The 21,281-nt window shown below is 49.3% G+C and carries 17 protein-coding genes; 10 read left to right on the top strand and 7 right to left on the bottom strand.

The features are described 5' to 3' along the window. The first annotated feature begins 166 nt into the window (after positions 1-166). Positions 167-826, top strand: coding sequence for a DUF2461 domain-containing protein (locus tag B5D63_RS14285; RefSeq protein WP_078669460.1), 660 nt, complete (start codon positions 167-169; stop codon positions 824-826). A gap of 108 nt (positions 827-934) precedes the next feature. Here the strand turns inward: B5D63_RS14285 and B5D63_RS14280 are convergent, their stop codons facing one another. Further along, on the bottom strand, positions 935-1,153 hold the full coding sequence (locus B5D63_RS14280) for a hypothetical protein (RefSeq protein WP_143312907.1): 219 nt from the start codon (positions 1,151-1,153) through the stop codon (positions 935-937). 349 nt (positions 1,154-1,502) lie between these two features. Then, positions 1,503-2,492, bottom strand: coding sequence for an aspartate-semialdehyde dehydrogenase (locus B5D63_RS14275; RefSeq protein ID WP_078669458.1), 990 nt, complete (start codon positions 2,490-2,492; stop codon positions 1,503-1,505). Between the two features lie 159 nt (positions 2,493-2,651). Here B5D63_RS14275 and B5D63_RS14270 point away from each other — a divergent pair, with 159 nt between their 5' ends. From B5D63_RS14270 to B5D63_RS14260, 3 genes are all read left to right on the top strand, one after another. Next, complete coding sequence (locus B5D63_RS14270) at positions 2,652-4,325, top strand: lamin tail domain-containing protein (protein ID WP_078669457.1); 1,674 nt, start codon at positions 2,652-2,654, stop codon at positions 4,323-4,325. Between the two features lie 95 nt (positions 4,326-4,420). After that, positions 4,421-5,089, top strand: coding sequence for a DUF5606 family protein (locus tag B5D63_RS14265; protein WP_078669456.1), 669 nt, complete (start codon positions 4,421-4,423; stop codon positions 5,087-5,089). 207 nt (positions 5,090-5,296) lie between these two features. After that, entirely contained in the window at positions 5,297-7,009 is a 1,713-nt protein-coding gene (locus B5D63_RS14260; protein WP_078669455.1) for a M3 family oligoendopeptidase, read from the top strand. 163 nt (positions 7,010-7,172) lie between these two features. Here B5D63_RS14260 and B5D63_RS14255 read toward each other — a convergent pair whose 3' ends face one another. Both B5D63_RS14255 and B5D63_RS14250 read right to left on the bottom strand, forming a co-directional pair. Next, positions 7,173-7,607 carry a Fur family transcriptional regulator gene (locus B5D63_RS14255; RefSeq protein WP_078669454.1) on the bottom strand — a complete coding sequence of 145 codons (435 nt, stop codon included), beginning with the start codon at positions 7,605-7,607 and terminating at the stop codon, positions 7,173-7,175. Positions 7,608-7,621: 14 nt separating this feature from the next. Then, positions 7,622-8,248, bottom strand: coding sequence for an SCO family protein (locus tag B5D63_RS14250; protein ID WP_078669453.1), 627 nt, complete (start codon positions 8,246-8,248; stop codon positions 7,622-7,624). A gap of 222 nt (positions 8,249-8,470) precedes the next feature. Here B5D63_RS14250 and B5D63_RS14245 point away from each other — a divergent pair, with 222 nt between their 5' ends. The 3 genes from B5D63_RS14245 (at position 8,471) to B5D63_RS14235 (ending at position 12,683) form a co-directional block, all read left to right on the top strand. Continuing rightward, positions 8,471-8,866, top strand: a complete 396-nt coding sequence (locus B5D63_RS14245) for a MerC domain-containing protein (protein ID WP_143312906.1) — start codon at positions 8,471-8,473, stop codon at positions 8,864-8,866. Positions 8,867-8,874: 8 nt separating this feature from the next. Then, complete coding sequence (locus B5D63_RS14240; protein ID WP_078669451.1) at positions 8,875-10,059, top strand: GTP-binding protein; 1,185 nt, start codon at positions 8,875-8,877, stop codon at positions 10,057-10,059. A gap of 161 nt (positions 10,060-10,220) precedes the next feature. Further along, entirely contained in the window at positions 10,221-12,683 is a 2,463-nt protein-coding gene (locus B5D63_RS14235; RefSeq protein WP_078669450.1) for a TonB-dependent receptor, read from the top strand. A 9-nt stretch (positions 12,684-12,692) separates the two neighbouring features. Here the strand turns inward: B5D63_RS14235 and B5D63_RS14230 are convergent, their stop codons facing one another. The 3 genes from B5D63_RS14230 to B5D63_RS14220 all read right to left on the bottom strand — a co-directional run bounded on the left by B5D63_RS14230 (position 12,693) and on the right by B5D63_RS14220 (position 14,810). Beyond that, entirely contained in the window at positions 12,693-13,364 is a 672-nt protein-coding gene (locus B5D63_RS14230) for a hypothetical protein (RefSeq protein ID WP_143312905.1), read from the bottom strand. A 73-nt stretch (positions 13,365-13,437) separates the two neighbouring features. Further along, positions 13,438-14,004, bottom strand: a complete 567-nt coding sequence (gene purN, locus B5D63_RS14225; RefSeq protein ID WP_078669448.1) for a phosphoribosylglycinamide formyltransferase — start codon at positions 14,002-14,004, stop codon at positions 13,438-13,440. A gap of 53 nt (positions 14,005-14,057) precedes the next feature. Then, positions 14,058-14,810, bottom strand: a complete 753-nt coding sequence (locus B5D63_RS14220) for a copper resistance protein NlpE N-terminal domain-containing protein (protein WP_159456025.1) — start codon at positions 14,808-14,810, stop codon at positions 14,058-14,060. 450 nt (positions 14,811-15,260) lie between these two features. Between B5D63_RS14220 and B5D63_RS14215 the strand changes: the two genes are divergently transcribed. The 3 genes from B5D63_RS14215 to nrfD all read left to right on the top strand — a co-directional run bounded on the left by B5D63_RS14215 (position 15,261) and on the right by nrfD (position 21,249). After that, positions 15,261-16,532, top strand: a complete 1,272-nt coding sequence (locus B5D63_RS14215; protein WP_394333849.1) for a c-type cytochrome — start codon at positions 15,261-15,263, stop codon at positions 16,530-16,532. Between the two features lie 94 nt (positions 16,533-16,626). Beyond that, on the top strand, positions 16,627-19,689 hold the full coding sequence (locus B5D63_RS14210) for a TAT-variant-translocated molybdopterin oxidoreductase (RefSeq protein ID WP_078669446.1): 3,063 nt from the start codon (positions 16,627-16,629) through the stop codon (positions 19,687-19,689). 117 nt (positions 19,690-19,806) lie between these two features. Then, positions 19,807-21,249, top strand: a complete 1,443-nt coding sequence (gene nrfD, locus B5D63_RS14205; protein ID WP_078669445.1) for an NrfD/PsrC family molybdoenzyme membrane anchor subunit — start codon at positions 19,807-19,809, stop codon at positions 21,247-21,249. Positions 21,250-21,281: the final 32 nt, after the last annotated feature.

The following is a 21,281-nucleotide window of genomic DNA, read 5'->3' as shown; positions in this document are numbered from 1 at the left end:
TAGAGAAACGAGAAAAGGAAACCCTTGCAGTGAAGGAGGTTGGCCTACAGGGCCTGCCTCTTTTGCGCATTTAGCAGATAACTGCTTTACAACGCAGCCCCGGAGCTTCAGCCCGGGAAAATTTTATCAGCCGCATGTATTATCTTGCTATAAAAAAATAATAACAATGTTACAGCCTTCCACGTTGAAATTTCTTAAATCACTGAAGCAGCACAATAACAAGGGCTGGTTCGACGAACACCGGGACCAGTACCTGGCCGCCAAAGCGGATTTTGAAAGTATGGTCCAGCAACTGATAGATGGTATGGCGAGGCAGGATGCCACGCTCGCCGGGTTACAGTTGAAAGATTGTGTATTTCGTATATACAAGGACGTTAGATTCTCGAAAGATAAAACACCTTATAAAATAAATATGGCCGCCTCCTTCCAGGCAGGCGGCAAAAAGTCGACCCTGGCAGGGTATTATTTCCATCTGGAACCGGGCGGCAATAGTTATGCCGGCGGCGGCCTCTGGATGCCGGCTGCCCCTGAACTGAAAAAAGTACGCCAGGAAATTGACTACAATTTCGACGAGTTTGAACGCATCATCGCCAATAAAGGTTTTATCAAACATTTCGGAAAGGTAGAAGGCGAAGCCCTCAAAACAGTACCGCAGGGATATCAGAGTGATAATCCCGCTATAGCCTACCTGAAATTAAAAAGCCTCATTGTATCACACCCCGTAACAGATGACACCTGCGTACAACCGTCGCTCGTCCGGGAAATCTTAAAAACGTTTGCGCTCATGCAGCCGCTGATTGCATTCATTAACCGTGCCATGGACTAACGCCATTTAGCCATTTTTTCATTTGGTTATTTAGCTATTTAAGCTTATGCCAAGGTCTTCCACCTTATTCAAATAATTAAATAACCAAATGGAAAAATGACTAAATGTCTAGTTTTTGTGAATAAGAAACTCAAACGGACGCGCTTTTCTGTTCTTCAGTAAATTCTCCTTGTCTGTACGCGCGTGGGCAAACCGCTGGTTGTAAACATTTGCCACCTCAATGGTAGGAATTATTCCGTCCAGTGTGTCCTGCTGGTCCACGATATTCATGATTCTGGACACTTGTGAGGAAAAATTGGTGCTCCACTCTTCAGTAAACTTGTGCATTAACAAAAGCTCACGATTGGTGTTGGTTTTCATAGGACTTAAAGGGTGTTTTCTGATTAGAAAATAACGAAAATATCCGGCATCTCTCTAAAATTGGACTACTCTTTTTGCAAAAAGCTTAGTTGGCATAGGATTATGTTATCAAAATTGGATTTTATAAGCCACAAATCAATACTACTTCCGTGTAATTTTTACACTTTGTGTGTTATGCTATTGTGAAATATTCAAAAAAAAGCAAGCGCTAAAACGCTTGCTTTTAAGGAGTTATGATTTCATTTTCGTATAGCCATACGCGGGATTACGTTCAGGGTGTGTTTACGGCACACAATTACATAGCACGACAGTATGATTATAACCAGTTCTTTTGTTGCAAATATTCTGCAATCTGAACTGCGTTTGTTGCAGCGCCCTTACGCAGGTTATCTGCCACAATCCACATGTTCACAGTGTTGGGCTGTGTTTCGTCACGACGGATACGGCCTACAAACACTTCATCTTTATCATGCGCATCTTTCGGCATCGGGTACTGCGCCTTAGACGGGTCGTCAACCACGATCACGCCCGGTGTCTGTGAAAGCAGCGTCCGTACTTCGTTTACATCATAGTCGTTTTCAAACTCGATGTTCACGGATTCACTATGCCCGCCCATTACAGGAATGCGTACAGTCGTAGCCGTTACTTTGATGCTCTCGTCGCGCATAATTTTCTTGGTCTCGTTCACCATCTTCATCTCCTCTTTCGTATAGCCGTTATCGAGAAATACGTCGATCTGGGGAATCACGTTCAGGTCAATCGGATAAGCATATGCCATTTCACCGGTGATACCCTGTCTTTCATTCATCAGCTGGGTAACCGCTTTAACGCCGGTACCGGTTACAGACTGGTAGGTGGACACCACCACTCTTTTAATCTTATATTTTTCGTGCAGGGGCTTCAGCACCAGCACCATCTGTATGGTAGAACAGTTAGGATTCGCAATGATTTTGTCTTCCTGTGTGATGGCATCGCCGTTTACTTCCGGTACCACCAGTTTTTTGGTAGGGTCCATTCTCCAGGCGCTGGAGTTATCGATCACCGTAATGCCTGCCGCCGCAAATTTAGGGGCCCACTCCAGGGAGGTGCCGCCGCCGGCAGAGAAAATAGCCACGTTGGGCTTCATGGAAATAGCCGTATCAGCGCTCACCACCTTCCAGGTCTTACCCTTAAATGTTACTTCCTTGCCTACGGACTTCTCAGAAGCCACGGGAATCAATTCAGTGACAGGGAAATTCCGCTCTGTCAACACCTGTAACATTTTTGAGCCTACCAGACCGGTCGCTCCTACTACGGCAACTTTCATTTTGTTTTACATTTTAATTTTTGGAGTCCCAAAATTAATATATACGCACCGCTTTTCATAACAATCTGTAGTATTTATTCGGCCGTTAAGACGGCATTAACATACAACTCCCGGATTACCTGTATGTTTGGGACTTAACCCCCTTAAAAGCCATATTATATGTCTATTGTTTGTATTGCCCTGCTGTGGCAGTTTATCACAGCCCGCGACACAGCCGTTACCGGTATTTATGATATCGTGGTTCATGAGATGATGATCAAACCCGCGCCCGCTATAGGATTGCCGCCCTTTGAATATGTAGAACTGCGCAACAGGAGCGGTCACGCTGTACAGTTACAGCGCTGGACGCTGGCAGTGAACAAACGGGAGATCACATTGCCTCCTTATTTATTACAGCCGGATAGCCTGCTGCTGCTGTGCGCGCCGGCAGCGCACTTCTCTGTGCCCAATGTGCTGCCGGTAGACCGGTTCCCACCGCTGCCGGACGATACCGGGCTGGTGGTGCTGTACAACGAGCGTCGGGAGGTGAGACATGCCGTTGCTTACACCGATGCCTGGTATGACCTGCCCACATCTGCCCGCGCAGGTCGCAGCCTGGAGATGCGCGACCCGTCGCAACCCTGCAGCGGGAAAATAAACTGGACAGCTTCCGTTGCCCCTGCCGGCGGTACACCCGGAACTTACAATGCTGCGGCCGGGCAGGTAACAACAGATACCCGGCCTGACCTTTATTTTATAGAGATGCCCGATAGCCTGCACCTGCTGCTCCATTTCAGCAAAACGCTCGACAGCGGAAAAACCGCGTCCACGGATGGATACCAGGTAAGCACTTCTCCTGTGGCTGCTGTGTCAGTACTGCCTCCGCTGTTTAACATTGTATCTCTCCGGTTGGGGACGGCCGTTGATACCGGCAGCGTTACCTTACGAGGTATCATCGACTGCGACGGCAAGGAAAGCAGCCTGAAAAACAGTCTGCCTTTTGCACGGCCACAGCCACCGGTAGCAGGCGATCTGGTCATCAATGAACTGTTGTTTGACCCGCCGGCCGGCGTACCGGAATTTATTGAATTGCATAATCGCAGCGCCCATGCTATCAGCCTTCGGAATGTTTTTCTTTGCGTCAGAAAGGCAGACGGTCGACAGGGGCCTGTAAAAAGAATCGCTGCCAATGGTCGTTTGCTGATGCCAGGGCAATGGCTGGCCATTACCACAGCGGCGGACCGGCTATGTGGTTATTACCGCTGCAGCAGTCCCGAAAATGTGCAGGAAGTGGCCAGCCTGCCGTCTATGCCAGCGGAAGCCGGCGCCCTGCTGCTGCTGGCGGATAGTGTGGTGCTGGATGAGGTCAGCTATCAGTCGGCTTTCCATTTTCCGCTGATCAGCCAGCCGAAGGGCGTGGCCCTCGAACGCCGGGACAGCGCTCATACCGTTCGCTGGACATCCGCTGCGGCTTCTGCGGGATATGCCACACCCGGATACGCTAACTCTCATCCATGGCCGAAAATCACGGACAATGCCCACATGGAAGTGAAACCAGCCGTGTTTTGTCCGGACGATCCCGCTCCTGCCAACCGCGCCACACTGCAATGGGAGCTTCCCGGCGCCGGATGGGTGGGCAACGTTACGGTTTTTGACGCCGCAGGCCGCCCTGTGTGCCGCCTGGCGCGGAACATGACGATGGGAAATAAAGGAAATCTCTACTGGGATGGATTTGGAGAAAATAAAGTACTTTTGCCGCCAGGTATTTATATATTTTTAATTGAAATATTTGACCTCAAAGGCCGGGTGAAACGCTGGAAACAGCCCCTGGTCATGGCACGAAAGTTGAATTGATGCCAGCCCTTTGCTGACGGCATTTTCAAGGTGAAAATTTGTCAGCGGGCAATCTATTATAATTATTTATATTTGCGCTTCCTAAAAATTAGAACATGCAGTACAGAGAAATTGTTGCAGTAACCGGATTGGGCGGTTTGTTTCAGTTAATTGCCAGCAAACAAGATGGCGCCATCGTTAGGTCACTGGAAGATAAAAGCACAAGGTTTGTATCTTCCCGCGTGCATAATTTTACTCCACTGGAAAGTATTGAAGTTTTCACTACCGGCGAAAACGTAAACCTGGCTGAAGTATTCAAAGCCATGGACGAAAAAGCTGCTGCTTTTCCGCTGATCGACAACAAAGCAGACAACAACGCGATCAAAGCTTATTTCAAGAGCGTATATCCTGAATTCGATGAAGACAGAGTATATGTGAGCGATATGAAGAAAATGGTAAAATGGTTTGGTATCCTCAAAGCGAACGATCTGCTGAAATTTGAGGAAATCCTGGCCGAAGGAGGAGAAGACGTAGTGGAAGAAGCTGCTGAAGTAACAGAAGCTCCGGCTCCTGCCAAAAAGAAAAAAGCTGCTGAACCTGCTGCTGAAGAAGCTGCCGCAGAAGAAAAGCCTAAAAAGCCCCGCGCTAAAAAAGCAGCGGCTGCTGAAGGCGAAGAAGAAAAAGCACCGAAGAAAGCAAAAGCTAAAAAAGAAGACGCTCCTGCTGCCGAAGGTGAAGAACCAAAAAAAGCGGCTAAACCCCGCAAGAAAAAAACTGAAGAATAAGCTATTTGATCATTTGACTATTTTGATATTTAGTATAGCCGCTTCTGCGCATCACTTCTAAATAATCAAATAACCAAATAACGAAATAACCAAATGAACAGGCTTCCGCATACAGTGTCCCACTGTAACGGAAGCCTGATTCATTTGGGGGAATTGAGCTAAATTGACTAAATTCCAAATCCGAAAAATTTAGTAAAACATCAGTACATGAACGCAGATATAAAAAAACTCCCCCGCCACTTCCTGCCGGAAACGTTTGAAGTGACTACCTGGGACACCCTGCAGCCATACTACGAAGCGCTGCAGCAAAGAAACATCAACAGCGTGGCAGACCTCGAACAGTGGCTGAAAGATATCAGTGAACTGGAATCCGTGATCAGCGAAGACGCTTGCTGGCGCCAGATCAAAATGACCTGCGATACCACCAATAAGGAACTGGAAGAAGCGTTCACCTATTTCTGCATGGAGATACAGCCCCGCCTGCAACCCTATGCAGACGCACTCAATAAAAAGCTGCTGGAGAACCCCTTCCTGAAAGACCTGGACCAGGAGTTATATAAAACGTATCTCCGTAACGTGAAAAAACAGGTGAAGCTTTTCCGCGAGGAGAATATCCCGTTACAGGCAGAATTGAGTGTAATGGCACAACAGTACGGTGTGATTGCCGGTAAAATGACCATCACGGTTAACGGTAAAGAATACACGCTGCAGCAGGCTGCCAAGTTTCTCGAAAATGAAGACCGTGCCCTGCGTGAGGAAGTATTTACCAAAACAGCCGCCCGCCGCCTGCAGGACCGCGATGCACTGGATGAGCTGTATACCGGGCTCGTACAAAAAAGAGACCAGGTGGCAAAGAATGCCGGTTTCGCCAACTATCGCGATTACAAATTCGAAGAACTGGGCCGTTTTGACTATACCAAGGAAGACTGCTTCCAGTTCCACGAAGCGGTAAAAACCCATATCCTGCCACTGGTACAACAGATACTGGAAAAACAGCAGGCTAAACTGAAAGTCGACCAACTGAAACCATGGGATACGGAAGCAGAACCAGCCGGTGTAAAACCGCTGGAGCCTTTTCACACCGGCGAGGAACTGATCACTAAAACCATTGAAACATTCGATCAGCTGGGACCTTTCTTCGGTGACTGCCTGCGCGTGATGAAAAAAATGGGACGTCTCGATCTGGAAAGCCGCATCGGCAAAGCACCGGGCGGATACAATTGTCCACTCGCGGAAACCGGCGTGCCTTTTATCTTCATGAATGCTGCCGGTCAAATGAAAGACCTCACCACCATGGTACACGAAGGCGGACATGCAGTACACTCTTTCCTCAGCCACAACCTGCCGTTAAGTGCCTTCAAGGAATATCCGATGGAGATCGCCGAAGTGGCCAGTATGAGCATGGAACTGCTGACAATGGATTCCTGGGACATTTTCTTTGATGATAAAGAACAACTGCGCCGCGCCCGCCTTCAGCAACTGGAAAGGCCGCTTACGATCTTCCCGTGGATTGCTACCATCGATAAATTCCAGCATTGGATTTACGAGCATCCGCAGCATACGGTCGCAGAACGTACCGCCAAATGGCTGGAAATACTCAATGAGTTCTCCCCTGCCGTGATTGACTGGAGCGGACATGAAGATTACCGCGCTATTACCTGGCAGCGGCAACTGCACCTGTTTGAAGTGCCCTTCTACTACATCGAATACGGCATTGCCCAGCTGGGGGCTATCGCGATGTGGAAACAGTTCAAGGAAAACAAACAACAGGCACTCGATAATTACGTACAGGCGTTGAGTTTAGGGAACACCAAAACGCTTCCGGAACTGTATAAGGCTGCCGGTATCCGGTTTGACTTATCTCCGGCCTACATTAAGGAGCTGGCCGATTTTATGAGAGGTGAGATAGCGAAAATTTAGAAATTTTTTGATTTACGATTTTTTGATTTACGATTTTTTGATTTCGTGGATGATAAAAAGCGAAGACCAAAGTGGATAGTTAAATCCGCTTTGGTCTTCGCTTTTTATATTCGTGTTTTATCATCCACGAAATCAAAAAATCGTAAATCAAAAAATCCCTAAATCATTTACAGGATTTACATACTCCGTTAACCACTACTTCCACATTGTGCATGGCGTAGCCTTTCGGCAGCTGGATGTTGGGAACATCCGTTTCGTCCAGGCAGGTGGTGTGGCCGCAGGTTTCGCACTTAAAATGCACGTGGTGGTCATGATGATGATGTTCTGTACATTCTGATTTGCACACTGCATAACGCACAGATGTGTCGGTAGTGGGGATCTTATGAATAATCCCTTTTTCAAGAAACGTTTGCAGGGTACGGTATACGGTCACACGGTCAAAGGATTTGCCCGCGAGCTTTTCAAAGTCACTGTGTTCAAGTGCTCCGTTACTTCTCATGAACAGCTCCAGAATTTTCACTCTGGTATCCGTTATACTCAGTTTGCTATCCCGCAGTAAGGTGCTTATTCGTTCTGTTAGTTGTTGTTTGGTACCCATGATGAAAAAAACTTTTATTCTTCCATTAATCGGTCAATATCGTCCATCAGTTTATCTACGTCTTGTTTTTTGGTGCCTTCATACAGGCCGCGTATCTGTCCGGCTTTGTCTACCAGGGCAAACCACTGGGTGTGTACAAAGTCCTCGTCACCGGTGTAAGTGCCGTCATCCACCAGGTATCCCTGGCGGGCCAGCGCGTACAGTTCTTTTTTGGTGCCGGTGAGGAACCACCAGTTTTTGGCGTCCGCTCCGTGCTTTTCAGCGTACGCTTTTAATACCGGAACGCTGTCGTGCTCAGGATCTACCGTATGAGACAGGATCAGGAAATCCGGTTTGTCTTTATATTTTGCGTATACTTTTTCCATGTTGGCATTCATCTTCGGACAAATACCGGTACAGGTGGTGAAAAAATATTCCGCTACATAAATTTTGCCCTTTACATCTTCTTTGGTCCGGGTATGTCCTTCCTGATCGGTAAAGGAAAATCCCTGCACCGTATGTCCCGGTGCGCCGAGGATCGGTAATTTTTCCTTACCCAGGAAAGTGCCTCTTTCCCCTTTGATAACATAACCGGCATATCCCAAAAATCCGAGGCTCAGCACGGTGAAAAATACAGTATATAAGATCGCTTTCTTAGACATAGGTGAAAAATCCCCGCTGTTTAAAGTCAATAATTATTCAATTCACAAAGGTAACACATAGTTGACAGACACCGATCATATAAAGCTATTTTACCCTGTTTTAGGTAGATCATCAACCAGTTAAAAATTATCTTGAAAAATATATTTGAATGATGCGATCTTTTATTTGCAACATTGTTGCAAAATTACATAGTTTTGTGATCGGAACAAAATTCAGGTAAGGTGGAGAATATATTTAGAAGGATGAATCTGGACACGATAGGAATAGGGGCCTCTATGCTCTGTGCCGTGCATTGCGCCGTGCTGCCCTTGCTGTTTGCGGCCCTCCCGCTGCTGGGAATGGAAATAGGAGAAAATGACGTACTGGAATATTGCCTGCTGCTGTTTTCCTTTGGAATAGGTTGCTTCGCCCTCGGACAGGGATACCTGCGCCACCATCGCCGGCTGCTGCCGCTGCTGTTGTTCGTGGGAGGTTTCGCGCTCTTACTGGTGGGCCATTTCTGGGCGGAAGCAGCCGCCGAATATACTTTGATATGCATCGGGGCCGGCGCCATTGTCAGCGCGCACCTGCTCAACCAGCGCCACCGCCGGTACTGCAGGATACATAAACATCACTAACATCATATATGAAAAAATTACCCGTTACCGTGCTGAGTGGTTTCCTCGGCGCAGGGAAAACTACGCTCCTGAATCACGTATTGCATAACCGCGAAAATCTTCGTGTAGCCGTTATTGTTAATGATATGAGCGAGGTGAATATCGACGCGCAGCTGGTGAGAAATGAAAATACCCTGCACAAGACAGAGGAGCGCCTGGTGGAAATGAGTAACGGTTGTATATGCTGCACCCTGCGCGACGACCTGCTGAAGGCGGTGGAGCAACTGGCCGGTGAGGACCGTTTCGACTACCTGCTGATCGAATCTACCGGTATCTCCGAGCCGGTACCGGTGGCGCAGACCTTCTGTTACCAGGATGAGCACCAGGGCATAGACCTGAGCGCCGTCAGCCGCCTCGATACCATGGTGACGGTCGTAGACGCCTATAACTTCGCCCGGGATTACAGCAGCATCACGTTGCTGCAAGACCAGGGCCTGACAAACGACGCCGCCGACCAGCGTACGATCGTGAACCTGCTCACCGACCAGGTGGAATTTGCCAACGTCATTGTACTGAATAAATGCGACCTCGTCAGCCCGCAACAGCTGGGCAACCTGAAAGCGCTGCTGGGCAAACTCAACGCCGGTGCAGCCATCATTGAGGCGGTCAACGGACAGGTGCCGCTGCATCGTATACTGAACACCGGGTTGTTCGATTTCGAAACCACCTCGCAAAGCGCCGGCTGGCAGGCGGAGCTGGCACACGAACACACACCGGAAACGGAAGAATATGGTATCAGCTCCTTTGTATACCGCAGCCGTAAACCCTTTCATCCCGAACGGTTCTGGAATTATCTTAACCAGCACTGGCCGGGCAATATCATCCGGAGCAAAGGCCTCTTCTGGCTGGCGTCGCGCCCCAAACTGGCGGTCAACTGGAGCCAGGCAGGCGGGTCCCTGCGTGCAGAGAAAGCCGGTTACTGGTGGTGCGCTATCCCCCGTCAGCAATGGAATCTCGACGAAGAAACCTACCAGCTGATTGCCGGTCGCTGGGATGAACGCTTTGCAGACCGCTACAATGAACTGGTGCTGATCGGACAGGATATGGACCAGGCCACCATTATGGCGGAACTGGACCAATGCCTCTGTACCGAAGCGGAAGTGAAACAGTATCAGCGCGGAGATGTTTTTCAGGACCCGTTTCCGGTGATGTAAGAGATTTTAGATGAAATTTAGATTAGCCTAAATAATAATTCAGGCAAGTGTAAAATAAGATTATAGTTTTGTAAAAAATATCGGTAGCCGTGAGGGGAAGTGTTTATCACTTTATCCCGGGACCCCTGCGCGCTGCTTTACCTACAAGTGTCAGATTTTACATGAAACATTTATTTACACTACTGGGAGCCCTGTTACTAATGGTATCATCCCAGGCGCAACAGGGGACCATCACGGGAAAAATTACTGCTAACGGGAAACCGGTACAGTTTGCCAACATCGCTATATCAGCGCTGAAAACCGGTGCTGTGGCGGATCAACAGGGAATGTTCGTTATCCGTAACCTGCATCCGGGGACTTACGATATTAAAGTATCCATGATCGGCTATCAGCCGCTGGCTTTGAAAAAAAGCATCCGCAGCGGCCAGACCATCACACTGGACATCGCGCTGGAAGAGGACTTGTCTAAACTGAACGAAGTCGTGGTAACGGGCGTGTCCCGCGCTACCGCCGTGCGCAAAAATCCTATACCCATTGCCGTTATAGGTAAACGGGAAATGAATATGCATGTCAACAGTAATATCATTGATGCGATTGTAAAAGGCGTGCCCGGCGTAAGCGCTGTTACCACAGGCCCCAATATCTCCAAACCTTTCATCCGGGGCCTGGGATATAACAGGGTGCTGACGCTCTTTGACGGCGTAAGACAGGAAGGACAGCAATGGGGGGATGAACATGGTATTGAAGTGGACCAATATGGTATCTCAAGGGCCGAAGTGGTGAAAGGCCCAGCCAGCCTGACTTATGGCTCCGACGCCCTGGCCGGCGTAATCAATATGATACCGGATATTCCGGAAACGGCACCAGGCAAACTGAAAGGCAGTTTCCTGGCCGACTATCAGACCAACAACGGTATGATCGGCTCCTCCCTTGGACTGGCCTACAGCAAAAACGACTGGAAATACGTACTGCGCGGCACCATGAAAGCGGCCCATAACTACCGCAACAGCATTGATGGTTTTGTATATGGCACGGCTTACCGGGAATACAATCTTACGGCGCTGGCCAGGGTAGACAAGTCATGGGGCTATTCGCAATGGGGCGCCAGCTTGTACGATAATACCCAGGAAATCCCCGATGGCAGCCGTGATTCGCTGACCCGCAAATTCACCCGGCAGGTAAAAGACGCTGATGATGACATCAAAAACAGGCCCATCGTGCCTGAAAACGAACTGCGCACCTATACGCTGAACCCCCTGCATCAGCATATTCAGCATTACCGGTTATACAACCGTACCCGCCGGCAGTTAGGGAAAGGAGATCTAAACTCCCTGCTGGGCGTGCAGCAGAGCGTGCGCCGGGAGTACAATCATCCTGAAATGCCGCTCCAGCCGGGATTATACGTGGTGCTGAACACGCTCAATTATGATCTGCGGTATAACCTGCCGGCTATCGCCGGGTTAGAAACCACTGTTGGTGTGAATGGCATGTATCAGCAAAACCGCAGTCGTAATGCTACCGACTTCCCTATTCCGGACTATAACCTGTTCGACATCGGAGGATTTTTCTTTGCCAAGAAAACCATAGGCCAGGTGGACATTTCCGGTGGTCTTCGTTATGACAGCCGGCATATTCGCTGGAACGATTTTTACGTAGGGCCGAATAAAGACAATGGCTTCGATAAACAATATCACCTCCCGGATACCGCCGGCGCCAGGTTGCAGTTCCCGGCTTTCAGTCATAATTATACCGGTATCTCCGGCAGCCTGGGCGTTACGTGGAACCTGAGCCAGCGGGTACTGCTGAAGGCGAACATCGCCAGAGGCTATCGGGCGCCCAATATCACAGAAATCGGTTCCAACGGGCTGGACCCCGGCGCTCATATCGTTTACCTGGGCAACCGGGAATTTAAGCCGGAGTTCAGCTTCCAGCAGGACCTGGGCTTCCTGGCATACCTGCCCGATCTGGACATCAGCGTGGAGGTATTTAACAATCATATCAACAATTATATCTACCAGGCAAGATTGTATGATGCCAATGGCGAGCCGGTGGTGATAGTACCCGGCAACGCCACGTATCGTTACCAGCAATCCGGTGCGCGGTTGTATGGGGCAGAAGTGAGTGTAAATCTGCATCCGCGTGCTGTGTCCTGGTTGACGATGGATAACAGCGCCGCCTATACGGAAGGGCGTAACCGGAACAAAGCCCTGATTGATTTACATGGCGATGCCGCCCGCTATCTTCCTTTTATACCGCCACTGCATATACGCTCTGCCCTAAAGGCAACGGCTACCCGCAATTTCGGCATGTTTTCGAAAGCCTATGTGCGGGCCGGCGTGGACCGTTTCTCCGCCCAGAAACATTTTTATGGCGTGGATGATACCGAAACTTACACTGCCGGCTATACGCTGGTAAATGTAGGGGCAGGTTCCGGTATTGTCAATAAAAAAGGAAAAACCGTTATGGAGCTGTTTCTCCAGCTGGACAATGTGTTTGATGTGGCTTATCAGGCCAACATGAACCGGCTGAAATATTTTGAATATTACAGCAGTTCTCCCAATGGCCGGATGGGTATCTACAATATGGGAAGGAATTTCAGTGCAAAAGTGATTGTGCCGTTTTAAAACGGTGATTTATTTACGAAGGCGGAGGCCCAGCTTGATACCGAGGTGCAGGCTGGGCAATACGCTTACCAAGGTACCCTTGTTGTGGTTCACCACGCCGTTTTCCAGCAGTTCATAATTATCTGAGTGATAGGATTTACCCCGGAGACCGATACCAAAATAGGGGTCGAGCACCAGTTTCTCCCGACGGAACTGCCGGCCTACGAGCAGCTGAATGGCATAAACATCTTTGGAGCCTGAATTGGTGTAGGTGTTATTGTTCAGCACCACATCCTCATTGGAATAAAATACTTTTTTATAGATCAGCACCGGTTCAAAGTAGGTGCCCGCTGCAGAGCTGGGACCTATCTCCCGGGTGATCAGATAGTAGCGAAGCCCTGCCCTGAACCCCAATCCGCGCCCATCCACAAATTGTTCCGTGCTGATATCCGGTTTTTTCTGCCCGATATCGATCTTCTTCGCCAGCACATAGTCGGGGTAATCGGTATAGATACCGCTGATGCCCACTTCTATGCTCACTTTATCAGAGATGTCCTGTTCCAGCAGGATATCCAGTTCATTGATCAGTGTAGTGGGATTTATTTTAAGGTAGGTAGACCTGAACCGTTTTCCTCCGTCCTGGGCATAGGAAGAGGCAAAAGACATACAGAGTATTCCGATGAGCAACAGAGTCTTTTTCATACAGTTAGTAGGTAGCTAAGGGTGAGGTTTGAAGGGCAGTGTGCGGCGGCTGGTCAGGGCCGCACACCGTCTGTTATTTTAGCAATATTCGTTCCACAATTACCGGAAACCATTGATGTTCCAGGGCCTGCACCTTACGGGCAACTGCCTCCGGCGTGTCTTCAGGAGTAACGATACAACGTTCCTGGAGAATAGGTTCTCCGTCATCATATTTCTCATTGACGAAATGGATGGTGATGCCGCTTTCTGTTTCACCGGCAGCCACTACCGCCTCATGCACAAAATGTCCGTACATCCCTTTTCCGCCGAATTTGGGGAGCAGGGCCGGGTGGATGTTGATGATCCGGTTGGGGAATGCCTGTACCAGGTTGGCCGGCACTTTCCAAAGGAAACCAGCCAGCACGATCAGGTCCGTATGCTGCTCCTTCAGGAGCTGTACATATGTGTCAGTATGGAAGAATTTTTCTTTTTCAATTAAAACGGCGGGTATGCCTTCCCGTTGTGCGATGTCCAGCACCCCTGCTCCGGGTTTGTTACATACAATCAGGGCTACTCTGCCTTTTTCCGAATTCCTGAAATGATCGATGATCTTTTGCGCGTTGCTTCCTGCACCCGAGGCGAAGATGACAATATTTTTCAACAGTACTGTTTTAGGCGCAAAGGTAATATTTCAACAGGTTTTTCAGCCGGGAGTTATTTCAGGTACTCTCCGCAACCATGATAAGTTTGTTCTTTCACCTTCACTTCCACGGTGTTAGGGCGCATGAGTCCGCTCATGTCATCAGTGCAGAGGGTGTTGCGGATGGTGATGGTGAGCTGGGGGGTGGTATATACTTTCAGGGTATCGGTGTTGGGCCGGGCGGGGGGCAGGGAAGCCCGGACACTGTCACCGGCGGCGGTGCGGAAGAGGATTTTCCGGGCTTCCAGGTCGAGGCTCCAGAAAGGTTCGTTGCCGGTGGCGGTGAAGGTGATGCCGGCGCCGGCTTTTTGGGCCAGCAGGTCGCGGCGGTCGCCGCCTTCCACCGGTCTCAGGACATAGTTGCTGGCGAGAGCGCCTTCGATCCGTTTGCCTTGTTTATCGAGTACCAGGAGTTTGCTGTCGGACGCGAGGAAGGAGCTGCTGTCTGTTTTTTTCTTAATGCTGACGATGGAATCGTTGATCTGCTGCCAGGTCCCCTTCTCTGTAAAGGCGATTCCCTGTCCCCTTCCCTGGTAGGCTACCAGTTCGGTAAAGGTATGATCATCGAAGAGGCTGATCTGGTAGTCCATCCCCGGGCAGTCGGCGCAGGGCAGGGTACCCTGATAGGTGCCGGTAATATGGGTGACGCTGCCCACGGGCGTTTGATGGCCGCCGGTGGTGCTGTCGGCGGTGTTTTGGGTGGTCTGGCTATTGTTACAGGCCGTCAGGGCGGCGAACAGGGCTGCTAAGCAAGTGAGTTTACGCATGGGTATATTTTTTACAGACAGATTGAACATTCTGATCCGGTGGCAGGTTATTTATGGTAAAAATAAGATACTTACCTTAAAATAAGGCGGCAGCGGCTATATAATATATTATATTAGGAGTAAGGATATAGGAGACCGCTATAGGGTTTTGATCTGCATATAATAATACTATATCCCCCGGAGAACGCCTGCCCTATTACTTATGGGCCTGTCAGCAATAACGAATCGAACTTTCAATCAAAATAATAAGTTTTGAAAGGTCCGGAGGGGCATAGCTCCCAAATAAGCCAGCATAAAGGATTACAGCAGAGAATTTACAGTTCGGGAAGCAAAAATGAAGCATTTCTTAAGGCAAATAATTTTTAGAATTGTTGGTAAATTGTCAACATTGTGTCTTATTTTTGCTGGCACTTTTAAGAAACTTTAGGTCAAATCTAAACTATATAGGCTGTGTATCGTCGTGTTTCCATTCTTTTGCGCAAGCATTTTGTGAGTGTGCTTATTCTATGCGCTAGTATAGTAATTCCGTTTTCTGCCGTAAAAGCAGCGGATCCTGCCAAGGGTAAGCAAATCTTCCAACAAAACTGCGCTTCATGTCACAATGTCCATAAGAAGCTGACAGGTCCTGCACTGGCGGGTGTAGAAGGTCGCTGGGCCGATAAGAAATTATTGCACCAGTGGATCCGCAACTCCGCTTCTGTATTGGCGTCTGGCGACAAGTACGCCAACAACCTCTTTAATGAGTACAACAAAACCGCGATGACGGCTTTTCCTGCCTTAACAGAGGAGGAAATTGACGACATCCTGGCGTACGTTAAAGTAGAAGAAACCAAAACAGCAGGCCCTAAAACGGACGCCGGTCCTGCTACTGCAGGAGCCAAAGAAGAAGGCAGCGACAACAGTCTGCTCTTTGGTATCATCACCCTGATCCTGGCGGTGGTAGCCCTGATCCTGATGCAGATCAACAGCAACCTGAACAAACTTGCTGGTGATAAAGAAGGTCAGCCTACTCCTGAGCCGATCCCCTTCTACAAAAACAAAGCCTACATCGCACTGGCTATCCTGGTGCTCTTCATGGTAGGCGGTTACTTCACCATCCAGGGAGCTATCGGGCTGGGTCGTCAGAAAGACTACATGCCTGAGCAGCCGATCTTCTACAGCCACAAAGTGCACGCCGGCATCAACCAGATCAACTGTCTGTATTGCCACGCCGGTGCTGAGAAGAGCAAGCACGCCATGATTCCTTCCGAGAACATCTGTATGAACTGTCACAAAGCCATTAAAGAGTACACCGGCCCTGAGCTGTTTACTGCTGAAGGCAAAAAAGTGGACGGGACTGCAGAAATCGCAAAATTATACGATTACGTAGGCTGGGACGCTGATAAAGGTAAGTATACCAAACCAGGTCGCCCTATCGAATGGACCAAGATCCACAACCTGCCTGACCACGTTTACTTCAACCACTCCCAACACGTGGTGGCCGGTAAACAACAGTGTCAGACCTGCCACGGTAACATTACCGAAATGGACGAAGTACATCAGTTCGCCGACCTGTCTATGGGCTGGTGTATCAACTGCCACCGTACTACCAAAGTGCAGTTTGCTGACAACAACTACTATAGCATTTTCGAGAAACTTCATCAGGATATTAAAGATAAGAAGATCGATAGTGTGACTGTTGAAATGGTAGGTGGTACTGAATGTCAAAAATGTCACTACTAGAAAGGATTTAACGCGTCATGATTTTCTGCTTACAGAAAATCATGACCTGTTTCAGAAGATATCAAAATTTATAAACGTAACTCGTTAATATAACATGGAGCAAAAAAAGTATTGGAAAGGCTTGGAGGAGTTGCACAATACCGAAGCGCATCAGGAAATTGTGAAGAACGAATTCAGCGAAGAATTGCCGTTTGAGAGTGAAGGCCTGTTGAATGCTACTACCCCCCGCAGGGACTTTCTGAAATACCTCGGTTTCACCACTGCTGCTGCTACTATCGCTGCCAGCTGCGAGACCCCCGTTCATAAGGCTATCCCTTACGTGAACAAACCGGAAGAAATCACTCCGGGCGTAGCCAACTATTATGCTTCTTCTTACACCATAGATGGTGAATACGTTCCGGTAGTGGTTAAAACCCGCGAAGGTCGTCCCATCAAAATAGAAGGTAACACCCTGTCTTCCATTACAGGTGGTTCTACTTCCGCTAAGGTACAAGGCGCTGTACTGAGCCTGTACGACGTAGCCCGTCTGCGTTTCCCGACGATCGGCGGTACTGAAACAACCTGGGCCGAACTGGACAAACAGGTAGGAGCTGCACTGGCTGGCCTGGGCGGCGCACCTGTTGTGCTGCTGAGCACTTCTATCCTCAGTCCTACTACCAGGAAAGTAATCGACGCTTTCCTGGCCAAGTACCCTAACTCCCGCCACGTAGTGCACGATCCGGTGTCTTACTCCGGTATGCTGCTCGCCAACGAGGCTGCTTACGGTAAAAGGACCATCCCTTCCTACCACTTCGAAAACGCTAAAGCCATCGTGAGCCTGGGCGCCGACTTCATCGGTACCTGGCTGAACCCGGTTGAATATGCCCGTCAGTTCGCTCAAACCCGTAAGGTAAGTGCTAAAAAACCGGAAATGTCCAAACTGTTCCAGTTTGAAAGCAACATGAGCCTCACCGGTGCCAACGCTGACGAAAGATATACCCACAAACCCTCTGAAGCCGGTGCGGTAGCACTGGCCCTGCTGGCCGCCGTAGGTGGCAGCGTTAGCGCTCCCAAGCTGGACGCTAAAGTAGAAGCAGGCATCAAAAAAGCAGCGGCAGAACTGAAAGCGAACACCGGTAAAGCACTGGTGGTAAGCGGTTCCAACGACGTGAACGTTCAGCTGATCGTAAATGCTATCAACAATATCGTAGGCGCTAACGGCACTACCATCGACTGGGCTAATCCTTCCGATTACCGTCAGGGTATCGACGCCGATATGGCTAAACTGGTAAGCGATATGAATGCCGGCAGCATCGGTGCTGTACTGGTATATGGCGCTAACCCTGCTTACGACTACTTCGACGCCGCCAAATTCAGCGAAGGCCTGAAGAAAGTGAAACTCTCCCTTTCCTTCAACGACCGCCTCGACGAAACCACTGAACTGTGCAAATACGCTGCTCCTGATCATCACTTCCTGGAAAACTGGAACGACGCTCAGGGCAAACCAGGCTACTACAGCTTCGCACAGCCTACCATCTCCCCCCTGTTCAAAACACGTGCTGCGCAGGACTCCCTGCTGGCATGGACCGGCAACACCACTGCCTGGGCAGACTACCTGAAAGCTGAGTGGATCAGCAAACTGGGTAGCCAGGAAGCATGGGACAAAGCCCTGCAGGACGGTGTGGTAGAACCCGCCACTGCTCCGGCACCGGGTGGCGCCTCCTTCTCCGGTGATATCGCCGGCGCCGCCGCTAAAATCAGCAGCGCGAAAAAAGGTGGTAAATACGAACTGGTCCTGTACGAAAAAGTGGCCATCGGTAACGGCAGACAATCCAACAACCCCTGGTTACAGGAAATGCCTGACCCGATCACCCGCGCTACCTGGGACAACTACGCTTGTATCTCCAACACCCTCGCTAAAACTTTCTCCGCCGAGCTGGGTGACGATTACGAAATCAACGTTGAGAAGAAAGAACTGAAAATAAAAGCCAACGGCAAAGAAGTTGTACTGCCGATGCTGATCATCCCGGGTATGCACCCTGAGGTAATCGCTATCGCAGTAGGTTACGGCCGTGGTAAAAACGTAGGCCGCGCCGCTGCCGGTATCGGTCAGAACGTTTACCCGATGGTAAGCTTCAACGGCCAGACTTTCGACTACTTCGCTGTTGACGCCTCTGTAGAAGCAACCGGTAAAAAATACCCTGTTGCTTTAACACAAACGCACAATAGCTACGAAGGCCGCCCGATCGTTAAAGAAACGACCCTCGCAGAATTCAAACACAATCCTAAAGAAGTTAACGAAGACAGGGAAGAACTGAAGAAGTTTGGTAAAAACTTCCGTGACGATGCTACCCTGTACTCTTCTCACCCCTACCCTGGTATCAAATGGGGCATGTCCATCGACCTGAACACCTGCTTCGGTTGCGGCGCTTGTACCATTGCCTGCCAGGCGGAAAACAACGTTTCCGTAGTAGGTAAAGACGAAGTGGCGAAAGCGCATGAAATGCACTGGATCCGCATCGACCGTTACTTCAGCGGTGATGAAAATAACCCGGAAGTAGTGTTCCAGCCGATGCTGTGCCAGCACTGCGATAACGCTCCTTGCGAAAACGTTTGTCCGGTAGGCGCTACCAACCACAGCTCTGAAGGTATTAACCAGATGGCTTACAACCGTTGCATCGGTACCCGTTACTGCGCCAACAACTGTCCTTATAAAGTTCGTCGCCTCAACTGGAGAGACTGGAACGGTGCGGACAGCTTCGAAAACAACCTGTACGACGTAGCAGATATGAACGATAACCTCACCCGCATGGTACTGAACCCTGACGTAGTGGTTCGTAGCCGTGGTGTGATGGAAAAATGCTCTTTCTGCGTACAACGTTTACAGGAAGCTAAACTGGAAGCTAAGAAAGCAGGCCACCCGATGAAAGACGGTGCTGCCAAAACAGCTTGCCAGCAGGCTTGCGGCGCTGATGCGATCGTGTTCGGTAACGTCAACGACAAAAACAGCGAAATCTATAAGATCCGTAACGAAGAACAAACAGAAAGGATGTACTATGTGCTGGAAGAAACACACGTACTGCCTTCTATCAACTACCTGGCTAAGATCAGAAACAAAGATGCCGCTCCTAAAGCAGAGAACAAATCTGCTCACAAGGAAGAAGCGCATCACGCGTAAGATCTTTTAACAGGTAACGTTAAGGGAGAAATATAACAAAAGAAGTTACAGAATCTGAGATCATAACAAAAGACAAGGGCTAGTAGCTAGAAGCTAGCAGCTAAAAGCTTATAGAATATGAGTTTAAAATACGAATCCACACTGAGAGAACCTTTAGTTGACGGGGTTAAGGATTATCACCAGGTAACGGAAGATATCATTAGTCCCATTGAAGGGAAGCCTGGTAAATTGTGGTATGTAGGCTTTTTAATTTCACTGTCACTGTTGGGCTTCGGCGCATTTTCAGTGTTTTGGCAGATTTATTTCGGTGTGGGTGTTTGGAATCTGAACAAAACCATCGGTTGGGGTTGGGACATCACCAACTTCGTATGGTGGGTAGGTATCGGTCACGCCGGTACCCTGATTTCGGCCATCCTCCTGCTGTTCCGTCAGGGATGGCGTACAGGGGTGAACCGTGCGGCAGAAGCGATGACCATCTTCGCGGTAATGTGCGCCGGCCAGTTCCCGATTATTCACATGGGTCGTGTATGGATGGGCTTCTTTATCCTGCCTTATCCCAACACCCGCGGTCCGGTATGGGTTAACTTTAACTCTCCGCTGCTGTGGGACGTATTCGCGATCTCTACTTACTTCACCGTTTCCCTGCTGTTCTGGTACTCCGGTCTGATCCCGGACTTCGCCACCATCCGCGACAGAGCTAAAACCAAACTGCGTAAACTGCTGTATGGTGTAGCTTCCTTCGGCTGGACAGGCTCCACCAAACACTGGCAACGTCACGAGGCACTGTCACTGGTACTGGCAGGTTTGTCCACTCCGCTGGTACTTTCCGTACACACCATCGTATCTTTTGACTTTGCGACTTCTGTAATTCCTGGTTGGCACACTACCATCTTCCCTCCCTACTTCGTGGCGGGTGCGATCTTCTCCGGATTCGCGATGGTACAAACCCTGCTGATCATCACCCGTAAAATATTACACCTCGAAGAATACATTACCCTGGGCCACATGGAAGCCATGAACAAGGTAATCGTACTGACAGGTTCCGTAGTAGGTTGCGCTTACCTGACTGAGCTCTTCATGGCATGGTACGGTGCTAACCCTTACGAATTCGCTACCTTCTTCAAATACCGCGCTGCCGGTCCGCTGGGTTGGTCTTACTGGATCATGATGACCTGTAACGTAATCACCCCGCAGGTGTTCTGGTTCCGCAAAATGAGAAGAAACGTGATGGTAACTTTCGTGATGTCCATCATCGTAAACATCGGTATGTGGTTCGAACGTTTTGTGATCATCTGTACTTCCCTGTACCGCGACTACCTGCCGTCCAGCTGGTCTTACTATCGTCCGTCCTGGCCGGAAGTAGGTTTCTACATGGGTACTTTCGGTCTGTTCTTCACCTGCTACTTCCTGTTCGCTAAATACTTCCCGGTAATCGCGGTAGCTGAGATCAAGTCTATCCTGAAAACTTCCGGTGAGAACTTTAAGGAAGGCATGGAGAAATACGAAGGTGAAACTGCAGAGCAGTTTGCACACGCTGTTCACCACGAACACGCTCACTAATCAGATGAATTGACAGAATTAATTAATTGGAA

The sequence above is a fragment of the Chitinophaga eiseniae genome (genome assembly GCF_900167135.1).
Classification (GTDB): domain Bacteria; phylum Bacteroidota; class Bacteroidia; order Chitinophagales; family Chitinophagaceae; genus Chitinophaga; species Chitinophaga eiseniae.
The sequence above is the reverse complement of the archived record's forward strand: the minus strand, read 5'-3'. Positions and strand labels throughout refer to the sequence as shown.

Bases quoted from the DNA above. Each gene is read 5' to 3' on its own strand.
- B5D63_RS14285 (WP_078669460.1), top strand. From the start codon at position 167: ATGTTACAGCCTTCCACGTTGAAATTTCTTAAATCACTGAAGCAGCAC.
- B5D63_RS14280 (WP_143312907.1), bottom strand. From the start codon at position 1,153: ATGCACAAGTTTACTGAAGAGTGGAGCACCAATTTTTCCTCACAAGTG.
- B5D63_RS14275 (WP_078669458.1), bottom strand. From the start codon at position 2,492: ATGAAAGTTGCCGTAGTAGGAGCGACCGGTCTGGTAGGCTCAAAAATG.
- B5D63_RS14270 (WP_078669457.1), top strand. From the start codon at position 2,652: ATGTCTATTGTTTGTATTGCCCTGCTGTGGCAGTTTATCACAGCCCGC.
- B5D63_RS14265 (WP_078669456.1), top strand. From the start codon at position 4,421: ATGCAGTACAGAGAAATTGTTGCAGTAACCGGATTGGGCGGTTTGTTT.
- B5D63_RS14260 (WP_078669455.1), top strand. From the start codon at position 5,297: ATGAACGCAGATATAAAAAAACTCCCCCGCCACTTCCTGCCGGAAACG.
- B5D63_RS14255 (WP_078669454.1), bottom strand. From the start codon at position 7,607: ATGGGTACCAAACAACAACTAACAGAACGAATAAGCACCTTACTGCGG.
- B5D63_RS14250 (WP_078669453.1), bottom strand. From the start codon at position 8,248: ATGTCTAAGAAAGCGATCTTATATACTGTATTTTTCACCGTGCTGAGC.
- B5D63_RS14240 (WP_078669451.1), top strand. From the start codon at position 8,875: ATGAAAAAATTACCCGTTACCGTGCTGAGTGGTTTCCTCGGCGCAGGG.
- B5D63_RS14235 (WP_078669450.1), top strand. From the start codon at position 10,221: ATGAAACATTTATTTACACTACTGGGAGCCCTGTTACTAATGGTATCA.
- B5D63_RS14230 (WP_143312905.1), bottom strand. From the start codon at position 13,364: ATGAAAAAGACTCTGTTGCTCATCGGAATACTCTGTATGTCTTTTGCC.
- B5D63_RS14220 (WP_159456025.1), bottom strand. From the start codon at position 14,810: ATGCGTAAACTCACTTGCTTAGCAGCCCTGTTCGCCGCCCTGACGGCC.
- B5D63_RS14210 (WP_078669446.1), top strand. From the start codon at position 16,627: ATGGAGCAAAAAAAGTATTGGAAAGGCTTGGAGGAGTTGCACAATACC.
- nrfD (WP_078669445.1), top strand. From the start codon at position 19,807: ATGAGTTTAAAATACGAATCCACACTGAGAGAACCTTTAGTTGACGGG.